The sequence below is a fragment of the Blautia massiliensis (ex Durand et al. 2017) genome (genome assembly GCF_001487165.1).
In the GTDB taxonomy this organism is placed as follows: Bacteria; Bacillota; Clostridia; order Lachnospirales; family Lachnospiraceae; genus Blautia_A; species Blautia_A fusiformis.
Genome location: NZ_LN913006.1, coordinates 685,596 through 701,332 on the forward strand (window position 1 = coordinate 685,596; position 15,737 = coordinate 701,332).

General features: G+C 53.3%; 18 protein-coding genes. 17 read left to right on the forward strand and 1 reads right to left on the reverse strand.

What is annotated here, in order from left to right:
• Positions 1 to 64: 64 nt before the first annotated feature.
• The 13 genes from BN3261_RS04180 (at position 65) to BN3261_RS04235 (ending at position 9,661) form a co-directional block, all read left to right on the forward strand.
• Positions 65 to 655: an MT-A70 family methyltransferase gene (locus BN3261_RS04180; RefSeq protein WP_059085523.1), complete on the forward strand. Its 591-nt coding sequence runs from the start codon at positions 65 to 67 to the stop codon at positions 653 to 655.
• Positions 643 to 1,023, forward strand: a complete 381-nt coding sequence (locus BN3261_RS04185; protein WP_059085524.1) for a PrgI family protein — start codon at positions 643 to 645, stop codon at positions 1,021 to 1,023. The genes BN3261_RS04180 and BN3261_RS04185 overlap by 13 nt, the downstream gene beginning before the upstream one ends.
• Positions 1,007 to 3,340 (forward strand): VirB4-like conjugal transfer ATPase, CD1110 family, encoded by a 2,334-nt coding sequence (locus BN3261_RS04190; RefSeq protein ID WP_420313730.1) that lies wholly within the window; start codon positions 1,007 to 1,009, stop codon positions 3,338 to 3,340. The genes BN3261_RS04185 and BN3261_RS04190 overlap by 17 nt, the downstream gene beginning before the upstream one ends.
• The gene (locus tag BN3261_RS04195; RefSeq protein WP_059085525.1) at positions 3,321 to 4,964 is read left to right on the forward strand and encodes a C40 family peptidase; all 1,644 of its coding nucleotides are present in this window, start codon (positions 3,321 to 3,323) and stop codon (positions 4,962 to 4,964) included. The genes BN3261_RS04190 and BN3261_RS04195 overlap by 20 nt, the downstream gene beginning before the upstream one ends.
• 15 nt (positions 4,965 to 4,979) lie before the next feature.
• A complete protein-coding gene (locus BN3261_RS04200) occupies positions 4,980 to 5,231 on the forward strand; it encodes a DUF4315 family protein (protein WP_021888762.1) in 252 nt (83 codons plus the stop codon).
• On the forward strand, positions 5,228 to 5,968 hold the full coding sequence (locus BN3261_RS04205) for a DUF4366 domain-containing protein (protein WP_059085526.1): 741 nt from the start codon (positions 5,228 to 5,230) through the stop codon (positions 5,966 to 5,968). Before BN3261_RS04200 ends, BN3261_RS04205 begins: the two co-directional genes overlap by 4 nt.
• Positions 5,965 to 6,150, forward strand: coding sequence for a hypothetical protein (locus tag BN3261_RS04210; RefSeq protein WP_059085527.1), 186 nt, complete (start codon positions 5,965 to 5,967; stop codon positions 6,148 to 6,150). Before BN3261_RS04205 ends, BN3261_RS04210 begins: the two co-directional genes overlap by 4 nt.
• A complete protein-coding gene (locus BN3261_RS04215) occupies positions 6,140 to 6,490 on the forward strand; it encodes a cysteine-rich VLP domain-containing protein (RefSeq protein ID WP_059085528.1) in 351 nt (116 codons plus the stop codon). The genes BN3261_RS04210 and BN3261_RS04215 overlap by 11 nt, the downstream gene beginning before the upstream one ends.
• A gap of 134 nt (positions 6,491 to 6,624) precedes the next feature.
• On the forward strand, positions 6,625 to 7,203 hold the full coding sequence (locus BN3261_RS04220; RefSeq protein WP_059085529.1) for a defense against restriction DarA-related protein: 579 nt from the start codon (positions 6,625 to 6,627) through the stop codon (positions 7,201 to 7,203).
• A gap of 10 nt (positions 7,204 to 7,213) precedes the next feature.
• Entirely contained in the window at positions 7,214 to 7,387 is a 174-nt protein-coding gene (locus BN3261_RS17130) for a DUF4316 domain-containing protein (RefSeq protein ID WP_110925747.1), read from the forward strand.
• Positions 7,384 to 7,731: a plasmid mobilization protein gene (locus tag BN3261_RS04225; protein ID WP_021887816.1), complete on the forward strand. Its 348-nt coding sequence runs from the start codon at positions 7,384 to 7,386 to the stop codon at positions 7,729 to 7,731. Before BN3261_RS17130 ends, BN3261_RS04225 begins: the two co-directional genes overlap by 4 nt.
• A 144-nt stretch (positions 7,732 to 7,875) precedes the next feature.
• Entirely contained in the window at positions 7,876 to 8,169 is a 294-nt protein-coding gene (locus tag BN3261_RS04230) for a CD1845 family protein (protein WP_059085530.1), read from the forward strand.
• Positions 8,170 to 8,311: 142 nt separating this feature from the next.
• Complete coding sequence (locus tag BN3261_RS04235) at positions 8,312 to 9,661, forward strand: relaxase/mobilization nuclease domain-containing protein (RefSeq protein WP_059085531.1); 1,350 nt, start codon at positions 8,312 to 8,314, stop codon at positions 9,659 to 9,661.
• A gap of 177 nt (positions 9,662 to 9,838) precedes the next feature.
• Here BN3261_RS04235 and BN3261_RS04240 read toward each other — a convergent pair whose 3' ends face one another.
• A complete protein-coding gene (locus BN3261_RS04240) occupies positions 9,839 to 10,198 on the reverse strand; it encodes a helix-turn-helix transcriptional regulator (RefSeq protein ID WP_059085532.1) in 360 nt (119 codons plus the stop codon).
• 243 nt (positions 10,199 to 10,441) lie between these two features.
• Between BN3261_RS04240 and BN3261_RS04245 the strand changes: the two genes are divergently transcribed.
• The 4 genes from BN3261_RS04245 to BN3261_RS04260 all read left to right on the forward strand — a co-directional run bounded on the left by BN3261_RS04245 (position 10,442) and on the right by BN3261_RS04260 (position 15,486).
• Complete coding sequence (locus tag BN3261_RS04245) at positions 10,442 to 11,125, forward strand: response regulator transcription factor (protein ID WP_059085533.1); 684 nt, start codon at positions 10,442 to 10,444, stop codon at positions 11,123 to 11,125.
• Positions 11,122 to 12,153, forward strand: coding sequence for a sensor histidine kinase (locus tag BN3261_RS04250; RefSeq protein ID WP_059085534.1), 1,032 nt, complete (start codon positions 11,122 to 11,124; stop codon positions 12,151 to 12,153). Before BN3261_RS04245 ends, BN3261_RS04250 begins: the two co-directional genes overlap by 4 nt.
• A gap of 141 nt (positions 12,154 to 12,294) precedes the next feature.
• Positions 12,295 to 12,960 (forward strand): ABC transporter ATP-binding protein, encoded by a 666-nt coding sequence (locus BN3261_RS04255; RefSeq protein WP_005335790.1) that lies wholly within the window; start codon positions 12,295 to 12,297, stop codon positions 12,958 to 12,960.
• 15 nt (positions 12,961 to 12,975) lie between these two features.
• Positions 12,976 to 15,486, forward strand: coding sequence for an ABC transporter permease (locus BN3261_RS04260; RefSeq protein WP_059085535.1), 2,511 nt, complete (start codon positions 12,976 to 12,978; stop codon positions 15,484 to 15,486).
• The last annotated feature ends 251 nt before the right edge of the window (positions 15,487 to 15,737 follow it).

Sequence of the window (15,737 nt, forward strand, 5' to 3'; positions counted from 1 at the left end):
ACGGCCCCGCCACGGAGCGCATCCGGCGGGCGCGGGAGGCTGTGGCATCTGGCGGGAAAGGAGAATGATGACAGGAACCTACGAAATTATTTACGCCGATCCCCCGTGGCGCTACTCCGCAAAGAAAGTGCAGGGGGCGGCAGAAAACCATTACCCCACCATGAGCATTGATGAATTGTGCGCGCTGCCTGTGGCCGAGCTTGCGGCCAAGGACAGCGCCCTTTTCATGTGGGCCACGTTCCCGCAGCTCCCGGAGGCTTTGCGGCTCATCCGTGCGTGGGGCTTCACCTATAAAAGCGTCGCTTTTGTCTGGCTCAAAAAGAACAAAAAGGCGGATAGCTGGTTTTATGGGCTGGGCTTCTGGACGAGGGCAAATGCCGAGGTCTGCCTGCTGGCGACCAAGGGACACCCCAAGCGGCAGGCCGCCGATATTCACCAATTTATCATTTCTCCCATCGAGGCCCACAGCAAAAAGCCGGACGAAACGCGGGACAAGATTGTTGCCCTCATGGGCGACAGGCTCCGCGTGGAGCTGTTCGCACGGCAGACCCCTCCCGGCTGGGACGTGTGGGGCAACGAGGTGGAGCCGACAGCGGGCCTCTGGTCACGGTGGCCAGAAGATAGCGGAAAGGAGGACATTACTTGCCCTATGTGAATGTTCCCAACGATCTTTCCAAGATCAAGACGAAAATTGCCTTTAACCTTACCCGCCGCCAGCTTATCTGCTTCGGCGGCGCGGCTGCCGTGGGTATCCCCGTGTATCTGCTGACCCGTCACGCGCTGGGTGGCACCGGGGCGATGTTCCTGATGATCGCGCTCATGCTCCCGGCCTTTTTCATGGCGATGTATGAGCGTGATGGCCTGCCCTTTGAAAAGGTGGCCCGGAATATCATCCGGGCCAAGTTCCTGCGGCCCGGTGTGAGGCCCTATCAGACGCAGAATATCTACGCCCCGTTTGCGGGAAAGGAGGTCACACTTGATCAAAAGCCCCAAGAAGTCAAAAAGCCTGACGCGGGCCGGTAATCGTCCGGCGACCATATCGGCCCAGCAGACCATTCCCTATGTGCGGATGCTGCCGGACGGCATTTGTCAGCTCCCCGGCGGTGTCTACACAAAAACGCTGGAATATGAGGACATCAACTATTCCGTTGCGTCTGCCGAGGATCAGACGGCCATTTTCGGAGGCTGGAGTTCGTGGCTGAATTATTTTGACAGTTCGCTGCCGTTCCAGCTTTCCTTTGTCAACCGCCGCAGCCGCTCCGGGAGCCGCTACAAGGTGAATATCTCCGAGGCGGATGACCGCTTCAACAGCGTCCGCACGGAATACACGGGGATGCTGAAAAACCAGATCGCCAAAAGCAACAACGGTATCGAACGGGCCAAGTACGTCACCTTTTGCATCCCCGCTGAAAATGTGGCCGCCGCCCGTCCCCGTCTGGAACGTGTGGAGGCGGACGTGATCGGCAACTTTAAGCGGCTGGGGGTACAGAGCCAGCCCCTTGACGGGCGGGAGCGTCTGGCCCTGCTGCATGGCCAGCTTCACCCCGGCAGCCGGGAGCCGTTCCGCTTCAAGTGGGCGGACATCGCCCATACAGGCATGGGGACGAAAGACTTTATCGTGCCGGACAGCTTTGACTTCCGGCAGAGCCGCTCGTTCCGCGTGGGCCAGACATGGGGCGCGGCGTCCTACTTGCAGATCATGGCGTCGGAGCTGTCGGACAAGCTGCTATTGGAGATTTTGGAGCTGGACGCCGAGCTGACCGTTACCATGCACATTCAGACGGTGGATCAGGTCAAGGCCATTAAAACGGTCAAGGGCAAAATCTCCGACATTGACAAGATGAAAGTGGAGGAGCAGCGCAAGGCTACCCGCGCCGGATATGATCCTGACATTCTCCCGCCCGATCTCGTCACCTTTTCCAAGGATGCCGCCGAGCTGCTGGCCGACCTGCAAAGCCGCAACGAGCGAATGTTTCTTTTGACGTTCCTGATCGTCAACACCGCCCCCACGCGGGAGCGGCTGGAAAACGACATTTTCACCGTGAACGGCATCGCGCAGAAATATAACTGCGTCGTCAAGCGGCTGGACTGGCAGCAGGAGCAGGGCTATATGTCCTCGCTGGCCCTCGGCTACAACGGCATTGAAATTCAGCGCGGCATGACCACCAGCTCCACGGCCATCTTCGTTCCCTTTATGACGAGGGAGCTTCGCATGGATGGCCCGTCCCTCTACTACGGCATGAACGCCCTATCCCATAACGTCATCATGGCTGACCGCAAAAAGCTGAAATCCGCCAATGGCTTATACCTCGGCTCCACGGGCAGCGGCAAGAGCTTTGCCGCCAAGCGTGAATTGCTGAACGTCTTTCTTGCCATCCCGCAGGATCGCATCATCGTGGTTGACCCGATGGGCGAATATGCTCCGCTGGTGGAACGGCTGGGCGGTCAGGTCATCGAGATCGCGCCGGACAGCCCCAACCACATTTCCCCGATGGATGTTCAGATGGACATGGGCGGCGGGGACAGCCCCCTGTCCCTGAAAGCGGATTTTCTGCTGTCGCTGTGTGAGCTGGTGGTGGGAGGCCGGGACGGTTTGCAGCCCATCGAGAAAACCGTCATTGACCGCTGTGTGCGTCAGGTGTACCGGGAGATGGCGCTGGGGCTGGAAACGGCCAAAACGCCGCTGCTCCTAGATTTGTATGAGGAATTGCTGCGCCAGCCGGAGCCGGAGGCCAAGCGGATCGCAACGGCGCTGGAGCTTTACTGCACAGGCTCCCTCAATCTCTTTAACCACCCCACCAACGTCAACCTCAATTCCCGCGTGGTATGCTTCGTGCTGAAAGGTATGGGCGAAAATCTCCGCAAGATCGCCATGCACATCACCAACGACTTTGTCACCTCTGCGGTGGGAACCAACTTCAAAAACGGCGTGGCGACATGGTGCTATTTTGACGAGTTCCATATCCTGCTCCGCGATCCGCTGACCGCCAGCTATTTCGTGACCGTCTGGAAGATGCTCCGCAAACAGGGCTGCGTCCCCTCGGCCCTGACGCAGAATGTGAAAGACCTGCTGGCCAGCCGGGAGATCGAGAACATTCTGGACAACACAGATTTTATGATCCTGCTGTCGCAGGCGCAGAGTGACCGCGCCATTCTTGCCAAGCAGATCGGTATTTCAGAGCACCAGCTATCGTATATCACGCAGTCCAACTCCGGCGAGGGCCTGCTGTTCTATGGCAGCGTCACCATCCCGTTTGTTGACCGCTTCCCCCGTGGCGAGATTTACGACCTGCTGACTACCAAGCCGGAGGACGCTGCCAATGGAAAACAGACAGAATAAGCCGCCCGAGGGCGGGGCTGCTTCTGGTCACGGTGACCAGAAGTTCCATACCGACAGCGAACAGGCCAAGCTCCACAAGTCCAAGCTCCGCATGGAGAGCCGGGAGGAACGGCTGAACAAGGCCCGTGAAAGGCTGGCAAAGCAGAAGCCGCCGAAAAAGCCCGGCCCCATCAAGCGGATCGCCCGGATTGCCGGACACGAAACCCACGCTTTTCTGCATGGAAAGGTGTATCAGGAGGAACGCGACAATGTAGGCGTGGAGGGCGGCCATTTTGTGGAGCGTTCCGGCGAGGCTGCGCTGCACTATGGGCGGCACAAGGTACGCAGGGCCATCCGGGAGCACCCGGCCAAGGCTGCCGCCCGTGCGGAGTCCCGGTACATCAAGGCCACGGCGGACTACCATTCCCGCAAGTTTGCACAGGAGCAGCCGGAGGCGCAGAGCGCCGCCGCCCGGTTATGGCATCGCCACAAGCTGAAACGGGAGTACCAGCGCAAGGCGCGGGAAACCGCCAAACAGACCGCCAAGGCCGCCGAACAAACCGTATCGGCCACAGAGCGGTTTGTCCGGGAAGCGGCGGCGTTCGTCAAGCGGCATCCCGTGGGGACGCTGCTTGCGCTGGGCTGCCTGCTGGTGGTGCTGACCCTGCAATCGTGTATGTCCTCGATGGTGTCCGTGGGAAACAGCACCCTTGCGGCCATCGCCGCCAGCACCTATAAGGCGGAGGACGCGGATATGCTGGGAGCCGAGGCCGCCTACTGCGCTCTGGAGGACGAGCTGCAACGCTACCTCGACACCTACACCCGTACCCACGATTATGACGAGTACCATTTTGACCTCGACACCATTGAACACGATCCCTATGTGCTGATCTCCATGATCTCCGCGCTCCATGAGGGCGCGTGGACATTGGACGAGGTGCGCGGGACGCTGCAAGACCTCTTTGACCGCCAGTACATTTTGACTGAGGATGTGGTTGTCGAGGTGCGCTACCGCACGGTCACAAGGACGGACAGCGAGGGCAACGACTACGATGTGGAGGTGCCGTACAACTATTACATCTGCTATGTCACGCTGGAAAACTTCAACCTCTCCCACGTCCCGGTTTACATGATGTCCGAGGAGCAGCTTTCCATGTACGCCCTGTATATGTCCACGTTGGGGAACCGCCCCGATCTGTTTCCCTCGTCCGGCTATATCGGGAAATACATCACCAACCGCCCGCCGGAGCATGAAGTCCCGGAGTCCTATCTGGATGATGAAACCTTTGCCGCCATTCTGAAAGAAGCGGAAAAATATCTCGGTTTCCCCTATGTGTGGGGCGGCAGCAGTCCGTCCACATCCTTTGACTGCTCCGGCTTCGTCAGCTATGTCTACAATCAATGCGGCTGGAGCTTCGGGCGGCTGGGGGCGCAGGGCCTTTATAACATCTGCTCCCGGACGAGCAGCCCCCGCCCCGGTGATCTGGTGTTCTTTGTCGGCACCTATGACACAGCGGGTATTTCTCATGTGGGCATCTATGTGGGCGACGGCTGGATGCTCCATTGTGGCGACCCTATCAGCTATGCCAACCTGAACAGCAGCTATTGGCAGTCCCATCTTTACGCCTACGGGCGACTACCGTAAAGGAGGTTTTTTGATATGGCAATTACGAAAAGCGCAAAGATCGAGGCCGAGATTGAAAAGGTCAAGGCCAAAATTGCCGAGCAACAGGCACGGCTTAAGGAACTGGAGCAGAAGAAGCTGGAGGCGGAAAACAGCGAGATCGTGGAGATCGTGCGCGGCATGAGTATCTCCCTTGCCGATCTGCCGCTGGTGCTCCAGCAGCTCCGGGGTGGCGCTTCTGGTCACAGTGGCCAGAAGCCGACAGAACAGGCGGAGGTGACGGAATGAAAAAACTGCGGCTTTTGCTGATAACGCTTTGTGTGACCGCCCTCATGGGCAGTATGGCGGTTACGGCCTACGCCGGAGGCGGCGAGGAATGGGACGGCCTTGCCCCGGTGGAGCCGCTGCCCGCCGAAACCGTTGACCCCGGCGAGGGCTTTACCGAGGACGGCAACCTTGTGACCCGTGACCTGCTCTACGATGAGGCCACCAACAAGCAGTTCATCACGGTGCAGACCAGCGGCGGCAATACCTTTTACATCGTCATCGACTACGACAAGCCCACCGACGAGGACGGCGAGCAGTATCACACCTACTTTTTGAACATGGTGGACGAGGCTGACCTGCTGGCGGCGATGCAGGCGGCGGGCGGTGAGCTGCCGGAGTGTTCCTGTGCCGATAAATGCGCCGTTGGTGCTATCAACACGGATTGTACCGTCTGCGCGGTCAATCTGAGCGAGTGCCAGGGCAAGGCCCCGGAGCCTGCGCCTGTGGTAGAGCCGGAGCCTGCCCCCGAGCCGGAGCAGCCCAAGGCCACGGGCAGCGGCGGTATGCTTCTGCTGGCGCTGGCCGTGGTGGTCATTGGCGGCGGCGCTGGCTGGTACTTCAAAATCTACCGTCCCAAGAAGCAGCGGGCCGCTGAGTCCGAGGCTGACTACGGCGGCGAGTATGACGGCGCGGAGGATTATGACGAAACCGATTCCGAGGATGACGGGCCGCCGTGGGACGAGGACGGTGAGGAATGAGGTTTACCAACAGCCCCTATGAGGACTTTATGAAAGAAAAAAGCTACTTCAAGGGCGTCCTGCCCAACCTGCCGCCCAAAGGCTCCCGCTGTGACGGCTGCCCCTACTGGCACGGGATCGGCTGCGTGTTCTGCTACCGGGAGCAGCTTCGGTCAAAGACAGGGGGCAAACATGAGCCGTGAATTGACCCGGCAGGAAAAGGCGGCGATCCGCTCCCTTGTGAAGCGGTGGTGTGCCAACTATGACAAAGACGTTGGATGCCTGCCGCTGGATTGCGAGTGCTATATGCTGGGGAAATGCTGGACGGGCGCTTATTGCCGCTATTTCCGTTCTGCGGTGCTGCCCCTTGATCCGGTGCTGGAAAGGTCGCTGACCGTGGAGCGTATCACGGAAACCCGGCCTTGTCCGGTGTGCGGCAGGGCTTTTCTCCCGGACGGGCGGCAGCGGTACTGCTCCCCGGCCTGTGCCGGGGCTGCAAGGCGGCAGAAGCAGCGCGGCTATATGCGGAAATACCGGGGGTAGACCGTGAGCATTTGGCCCCGGAAAACACCCTTGATTGCAGGGCTTTCCGGGGCCGCTTCATGGGCGGGGTGTATGATTTCATAGCCCCGCCCGGTTTTGCAGAAATATTGCTAACATTTTGGAAAGGAGGTCGTATGGACAAAAACCAAGGCTATGAGATCATTCAGGCCGTCATGCTGGAAAATGGCAGGGGCTTTGCGCTGGGGCATAACCCAGCAGCCCCCTCGCCCTATGTCACATGGGCTTGCTATGACGACAAGAACGGCCAGCGGCAGTATGAATGGGGGCATTACGGCAGCGACCGTGCCGCTCTGGAACAGGACTTTGCGGCGCGGGTGCAGGAATACCAGCGCCTTTACAATGTCGATGTCAGGCAGGTCGAGGCTCCCGGCCTTTACAAGTATTACTCTACCCAGCGCCCTGTGGACATTGGGACATTCCCCAAGCCGCCCCGCAACGCCCCGGATGAGATCGTCAACTACGATCAGCGCGTCCCGGTTGAAAATGGATCATTTCTGGCGTGGGGGCATTTGACCTACACGCGGCCATTGACGAAACGGCAGGCGTCTGACTATGAGCTGCGGCCTGCGCCTGACAATCCCGACAGGCCCCGTTCGATCCGGGAACAGATGAAAACCGCCGCAAAGCAGGCCGAGGCTGACCGGGGCCAAGCTGCCCCAAAGAAAAATGCCCCTGACCGGGGCGACAGATAGGAGGACATTTATGGAGCAGGAACGCAATCCCAACAAGAACGCCGAGCTTTCTATGGAGCAGAACGGGAACATGATCGACGGCATCATCAACAATCTGCCTGCGCCGCCCCCGGCAGAAAAGCCGCTGGACAAGGTACGGGAACACCCGCCCAAGCGCCGCAGCCGGGAGCGTGAGGAGCGTTGACAAAGAAGCGCGTCCGCAGCGTCCCCATCTATGTGTGGGTACGGCCTGACGAGCTGGAGGTCATTCGGGAGCGCATGGCCGAGGCGGGTATCCGCAACATGAGCGCCTATATCCGAAAAATGGCGTTGGGCGGCTATGTGCTCCACGTTGACCTTGAACCCGTCAAGGAGCTTGTGTCGCTCCAGAGGCGCTGTGCAAACAATCTCAATCAGGCGGCTATCCATGCCAACAGCTACGGCGGCCTGTACCCGGACGAACTGAAGCGGCTGCAAAAGGACTATGCCGACCTGTGGGGGCCGCTGTCTGATCTGCTGGCCCAGCTCTCCGCCATTGTAACGATGTGACACAGGGGGAACGGCCCCGCGCCGTTCCCCGGCTGTCCCTGCTTCTGGTCATTGTGACCAGAAGTGCGGAGGGCCGGGACATCCTTGAGTGCCGATTTTTTCAGAGTTATAATAGACATATACAGGAAAAAGGAGGAACCCCCTATGCGGATCATATTCAAAATTCTTGCCGCTCCCTTTGTGCTGGTGCTGACCCTGCTTGTGGCCGTGCTCTCGTTCCTGCTGAGTCTTTCCGCTGGTTTGCTCTCCATCCTCGCGTCGGTGCTGGGGCTGCTGAGTGTCCTGATGCTGTTTGTGGAGAAAGACATTTCCACAGGGATCGCGGGGCTTCTGATGGCGTTTGCCATTTCGCCCTTTGGCCTGCCTGCGCTGGCCGGATGGCTGCTTGCCAAGCTGGACGAGCTGAACGGCTCTCTGAGGGGCTTCATCACGGGCTGAGTTCTGGTCACGGTGGCCAGAAGATGCAGAAAACGGCGGCTGATCCCAGCCGCCGTTTGTCGTATGGAAAGGAGGGCTGCCTACGGCCACAACCTACCTCAAATCTCACAAGCGGGCCGATAAGCGGACGGCCCTGCAAAGCCTGAAAGACCGCTTTGACTATGGCCTGAACCCGGAGAAGCTGGGGGCCGTTTCCTCCTACCTCTGCGATCCGGCCACGGCACACGCCGAGTTCATGCTGGTCAAAAATCAGTATCAGGGCGAAACCGACCGCAGGGCCGGACACGGGGCGCTGTGCTACCAGATCCGGCAGGCGTTCCCTCACGGCGAGGTGACGGCGGAGGAGGCCAACCGCATCGGCTATGAAACGGCGATGCGCTGGACAAAGGGGAAGTATCAATTCTTCGTCTGTACCCATATAGACAAAGAGCACATTCATAATCACATTTACTACAATTCCACCGCCTATGACCGCTCCCGGAAGTTTCGCAACTTCATCGGCTCCTCGTTCGCCCTGCGGCGGCTGTCTGACCGGGTATGTCTGGAGCACGACCTATCCGTGATCGCAAATCCCAAGCTCCACAGCAAGGGACGGTATCTGCACTACGGTCAATGGCTGGGCGAAAATCAAAAGCTCTCACAGAAAGAACAGATTCGCCTTGCCATTGACGCGGCTCTGACGGAGCGCCCCAAGGACTTTGCAGACTTTCTCCGGCGCATGGAAACGGCAGGCATACAGGTCAAGCACGGGCGCGGCGGCGTGATCTCGTTCCTTGTGCCAGGACAACAGCGGGCGGCCCGTTTCCGGGCGTCCACGCTGGGGGACGGCTACGGCCCCGAGGACGTGCAGGCCGTCATTGACGGCAAGGCTCCCACACGAACGGCCACGGCGCGGAAAGCGCCCGCACCCCGCCGTGTCAATCTGCTGATTGACATTCAGGAGCGGATGCGTCAGGGCAAAGGCCCCGCCTATGAACGCTGGGCCAAGGTGTATAACCTTAAACAGATGGCTGCCGCGCTGCAATATCTGAAAGAGCACCAGCTCTTTGAATATGACGATCTGGCTGCAAAAACCGACGCCGCCACAGAGTGTTTTCACACGCTGGCCGGGGACATTCAACAGACCGAGGCGGAGCTTTCCCGTGTGTCCGATCTGATGGCCGCCGTGGTGCAGTACGCCAAGACCCGCCCCGCGTTCGATGGGTACAAGGCCGCCAAGTACAGCCGGAAATACCTTGCCGAGCACGAGGCGGAACTGGCCGACTACCGGGCAGCCAAGGCGACAATGGCCGAGCTGCTGGGCGGCGAGAAGCTCCCCAAAATGGACGTACTAAAAGAAAAACGCCGCCAACTGGCAGCGCGGAAAAAGGCTCTTTATTTGGAATACCGCAAGGCCCAGCAGGATATGCGGGAGCTGGTGGCGGTTAAGGGCAGCGTGGATCACCTGCACGGGCTGACGGACAACCAGCGCAATAAGGAGCAGGCCCGTTAGGGACGGCGACGCAGACAATGTTTCTTCTGGTCACGGTGGCCAGAAGTCCAGCGGGTTTGGGGGCACCCCAACAAGCATTTCCGCAGCGCGGAAATTGCAAGTGTCAATACACTTGCCTTGCTTGCCGCTAACGCGCTCCCCCGGAACCCTCGCGAAAAACGGAGGCAGCGCCGTTTCTTACGCTTCCTCCGTTCCACGGTTTTCTATGATTGCATTGATAATCCCCTCGACGAGCCGTAGTTCGTTCTCACTGAGAGAATTAAGCAGAATACCGATCCGCTTCTTTGCGGCTTCATCGGCTCCCATGTCGGGATAAAAGTATTCGTCCACGGAGATACCGAACATTGTTACCATTTGGAAAAAGGCGTTTAGGCTCGGATGCTGTCCGTCATTTTCGTGATACATAATGGTACGCGGATCGCGGTCAACAATGTATCCTAATTGCTCCTGCGTCATGCCTTCACGCTCACGGGCTTTCTTGATAGCAAGTCCGATCCCGTGAAAGTCAAATTTGCGTTCGTCACGTTCAATTTTCATAGCATCACCACCTAATGTAATTTTACATTTCATGTGGCAACATTTGAACGGCGTAAAATTTCATTTCACTGCATATTTAATTTCATGCTAAGAGAATTGATGACGCTGAAAATGTGATGTAAAATGTACTTATAATTAAATTTGTCCCGAAGATCAGAAGTTGGTATCTAAAATAAAATCAGAAATATTGTGAGGTTTCTGTGACATTTGGGTGCTACACTGAAAATAAAGGAGTGTGATACCATGCGAATTTTAGTAGTCGAGGATGATCGACTTTTGAATCATACTTTATGCTATAACTTGAATACTGCGGGCTATACGGTTGATTCTGCACTGACAAAATCAGTGGCCGGTAGTTTCTTGACGAAGCAGGACTATGACCTGATTGTGCTGGATGTAAATTTGCCGGACGGGAACGGTTTTGACTTCTGCCGGGAGGTAAAAGAGCGCCGCCCTGATACCGCTATTATCTTTCTGACCGCAAATGATATGGAAAGCGATATGCTCAAAGGGTATGAACTGGGCGCAGAGGATTATGTGACAAAACCTTTCCCTATGAGCGTCTTTCAAAAGAAACTGGCGGTGGTGCTGGGGCGGCTGACAAAACAATATGGTGGTGATACTTATGAGGATGGCACACTGACCATCAATTTTTCAGAGATGAGTGCTGCCCTGTCAGGAAAGCCACTTACATTCACCCCACTGGAATATCGACTTTTGAAAATCCTGATGAAAAATCCACAGATCGTTTTGACGCGGCAAGTCTTGTTGGAAAAACTGTGGGACGCAGACGGAAATTTTGTGGATGAACACGCTCTGACTGCGGCTATCAGCCGGGTACGAAACAAAATCGAAACACTCGACCGTCAGTACATCAAAACGGTATATGGTATGGGCTATATGTGGATCGGAGGGGCGCTGAAATGAATGTTCGAAAACTTTCCGTCAACAAAGCCTGTATCTTTTTAGCTGTTCTCCTGCTGGCGGCAATGGTGACGGTTTCAGTGGCTTTATATGCGTTGACCCAAGATATAACCGCTGTTTGGTATGTACTATTGTTCGGCATCTTTGTGCTGTTTTGTTCTATTTGTTTTATGGTGCTGGTTCACCGCAAATTGGCGATGTTCTCCGATGCTTTTTGCAGTTTGATGGATGATATGTTGTCCGGGAATATGCAGCCGAAACAGACTGTGGAAGAAGAAAGTCTTTTCTATAAAATTGAATATCGGTTGAACCGTTTGTATGAAGTCATGCAGGAAAACAAGAACAGCATTGCACAAGAGCGGGCTGACTTGCAAGAACTTATTTCTGATATTTCCCATCAGGTCAAGACCCCGATTGCGAACTTGAAAGTGATTAACAGCACCCTGCTTGAAAATGAAGTCCCGGTGCAAAAGCAAAAAGAGTTTCTTACAGCACAGGCCACCCAACTTGATAAACTGGATTTTCTCATGCAGGCTATGATTAAAACCTCGCGTCTGGAAACAGGTGTCATTTCTCTGGAAAAGAAAAGCCAGCCGCTTTATGACACGCTTGCCGCCGCATTGGGAGGTATCCTTCTGAACGCCGAGAAAAAACAGATCAATGTTCAAGTGGACTGCCCGGAGAGCTTGATCGTTTCTCATGACAGAAAATGGACAGGTGAAGCGCTGTTCAACATTTTGGATAATGCGGTGAAATATACGCCGGAGGGCGGTCAAATCCGGATTTCGGTTGAAAGTTGGGAAATGTATGTGAAAATTGACATTACTGATACAGGCATTGGCATCTCAGAACAGCATCAGGGGGCAATTTTCAAGCGGTTCTATCGGGAGGACATCGTACATGATGTAGATGGAATTGGTATTGGTCTATATCTGGCTCGTGAGATCGTAACCTTGCAAGGCGGTTATATCCGGGTAACATCCGAGGTTGGGAGGGGTTCAACTTTTTCCGTCTTTCTGCCTCGACAATAAAATAAGTACGCTAAAAAACAAAATGTCACAGGCCTATGACATTTGAGATTTAATTAAACAGAGGTATTTTGTTTCCCGTGACATTTCTGTGAGGTTTACCTTTTATGATAGAGCCATCAAAAAGAAAGGGTGGTGTTCTATATGAACATATTACAAACGACAGATTTGAAGAAATATTACGGCACCGAACCGAACATTACAAAAGCATTGGATGGCGTGACCCTATCCATTGAGGAAGGTGAATTTGTTGCCATTGTTGGTACTTCCGGCAGCGGTAAGTCTACTTTGCTGAACATGATGGGCGGGTTAGATACGCCAACTTCCGGCAGTATTAAAGTAAAAGGGAAAGAATTATCGAAACTCAAGGATGAACAGCTTACCATCTTCCGCAGACGTAACATCGGGTTTATCTTTCAGAATTACAATCTTGTTCCTGTGCTAAATGTCTATGAAAATATTGTCCTGCCGGTGGAGCTGGATGGTGATACCGTGGACAAGCGGTTTATGGATGAAGTCGTGAAAATGTTGGCTCTCGATGGGAAGCTGAACAGTATGCCTAACAATCTGTCCGGCGGCCAGCAGCAGCGTGTAGCGATTGCCCGCGCCCTTGTTTCCAAACCAGCTATTATACTTGCAGATGAACCGACAGGCAATTTGGATAGCCGGACAAGTAGTGATGTTCTTGGTTTGCTGAAAGTTACAAGTCAGAAGTTCCATCAAACGCTTGTAATGATTACCCATAACAATGAAATTGCCCAGCTTGCCGACCGAATTATCCGTATTGAGGACGGAAAAATCGCACAGTGACAGGGGGTGACATTGATGGATGATATTTTATTTGGGAACAATAATCAGACAACAATCAATCGTCTTGCCAAAAGAAGCTACCGCGCTAATAAGCAGAGAAATGTTTTCGTTACCATCGCATTATTCTTGACCGCCTTTATGATTACATCTGTGTTTAGTTTGGGGTGCAGTTATTTTGAAACCTATCAAATGCAGCAAATTCGTGCGATGGGCACGACTGCGGATGTGGCAATTACAAGCCTCTCAGAAGAACAATATGAAGAATTGAGCCGATCCGGCTTGGTATCCGTAGTTGGTGTCAGTCAGAGATTGGGCAGCATTGATACATCTGGAATGGACGATGCCCTGCTGAGTATTACTTGGATAGACGAAACAGAATGGCAAGAACACCGTGTACCAACAATTTCGGATATACACGGAGATTATCCGCAAGCAAAAAATGAAATTATGCTCCCTACATGGGCTTTGCGTGCAATGGGGATTGATGATCCACAGATAGGGATGAATATTTCCCTTTCCTATCAGCTCGGAACAGATTATCAATACAGCTCCGATGAATTTGTTTTGTCAGGCTATTACACAGATTATTCGGCTTCGCGTGCAGGCAACCGTGGTGCTGCTTATGTTTCGGAGCTTTTTGCAACACAAACAGGGCTTCCCTTTGATAGTGTGTCTACCGCAATGATTTCTTTTTCTGATGACAGTAATGCCCTGCGATCCTGTGAAAAACTAAAACGGAAGATTTCGTTTACAGAAAGTCAGTCCTTTGAAATTGTACCTATTGCTCAGAGTAATTCCACCACCATTGTTCTTCCACTGGCTGCTATTATCGTCTTTATCATTATCAGCGGCTATTTGCTGATTTATAACATTCTGTATATCTCAATTTCAAGAGATACACAATTCTATGGACAGCTTAAAACGATAGGCACGACAAAAAGACAAATCAAGCGAATCGTGCGTTCTCAAATATTCAGAACGGCGGTGATCGGTATTCCCAGCGGCCTGATTGTCGGTGGTATTGTTTCGCTTGGACTTGTTCCGTTTGCCATGAATATAATGTACTCAGGCGATACAGACCTTGGGGAGATAGTGTCCTTTTCCCCCATTATTTTTGCGGGTGCCGCAATCTTCACATTTTTTACCGCAATCATCGGCAGCATGAAACCAGCGAAAATAGCTGCAAGTATTTCTCCTGTTGCGGCTTTACGCTATACGGAGGCAAATACAAGGAGTTACCGAGATCATAAGAGCCATAGAACAAAATTATCCCGGATGGCACGAGATAATATTTTTAGAAACCCTAAAAGCGCTGTCCTTACTTTTGCGTCCTTATTTTTAGGCTTAATATTGTTTTTGGTTTCTGCTGGTTTACTATCAAGCCTAAGTCCAGACAATTTTGTAAATCAATGGGGAGAAAGTGATTTCGCATTGACTTACAGCATTTTCGAAGAAGGAAACCTGCTCTCTGATGAAATGTTGCAGCAAGTTGCAACAATGCAGGGAATTGAAAATCTGCGCGTCACTTATTCCGCTTCACCGTGGCCCACTATGGATGTCATTTACAGCGAAAATGTATTCGGGAAATATATTGATTCCTTGGATGGCGTATCGGGTCTTGATTTTTCAAATGCGGAAACACGGAAAAACTATACAGATAATTTTTGGAGCGGCGTTTACGGAATAGATTCCAGATATATCGAAGAACTTAATAAAACGCTTGATAAGCCTATTGACTTAACAGCCTTTGAAAAGGGAGAGTTGGTGGTTTTGTCCGCTATGACGGATGCTGAGGGAAACCCATTGATTCAGCCAGGGCAAGCAATCACCGTTGTCGGTGAGTCCGGAGAACTGGCCTTTACAGTGGCAACTGGCTTTCTGGACGCTGATTTTCAAAGTGGTCGAGGAAATGAGAGAGGTACTGCCCCTGATTTGTATATCAGTGAGCAGGCATTAGAGAAGTTGTCTGGAGAAACTAAAATCTTTCGGATTGCTTTTGATACTATTGATAGCAGTTATGATAAAGGGATTATGGAGCAGCTTCAATCCATTACTGCTTCGTCACCGGGCATTACGATTCTGTCACGATATGAAAAGCAGCAAGAAATGGCCGGATATTTGCTGACCTCAAGGATTATAGCCGCAGGGTTGTCCACTGTATTTTTGCTGATAGGAATTATGAATTTCATTAACACAATGGTTGTTAGTGTAAATACTCGGAAACATGAATTTGCCACACTTGAAAGTATAGGAATGACGAAAAAGCAAATTAGAAATGTATTGCTTTGGGAAGGCGGGTATTATTGGAGTATTTCTTTCCTACTGCTTGCCACACTGGGAACAGCGATATATATTCCGATATACTCAGCCTTTAGAAAAATGGTTCCTTATGCAGCTTTTCACTATCCTGTATTTTCTCTGTTGGTTGTCGCAGCTATTGTTTTACTGGTCTGCTTGGCAACTCCCGTCATAACTTTCATGCAAAATGTTAAGCAAAGCGTTGTAGAGAGACTGCGGCAGAATTAAATATTTGCGATGAAAACCGGGAGATTATTCTCCCGGTTTTTCAAATCTCACAGGTTCGTGAGATTTCAGCCCATTATTCTGTCGAAACAGCGTGTGTCGGTGACATTTCTGTGAGGATTGCTTGTTAAGATAAACGCAAAAGGAACAAGCTGCCGCACGACGGCAAAAGAAAAAAAGCCGTCGTACAGCAGCCTATCAACACGCCCATTTGAAGCGGCGGCTTTGATTTTCAGAGCCGCCGTTTCTTTGCG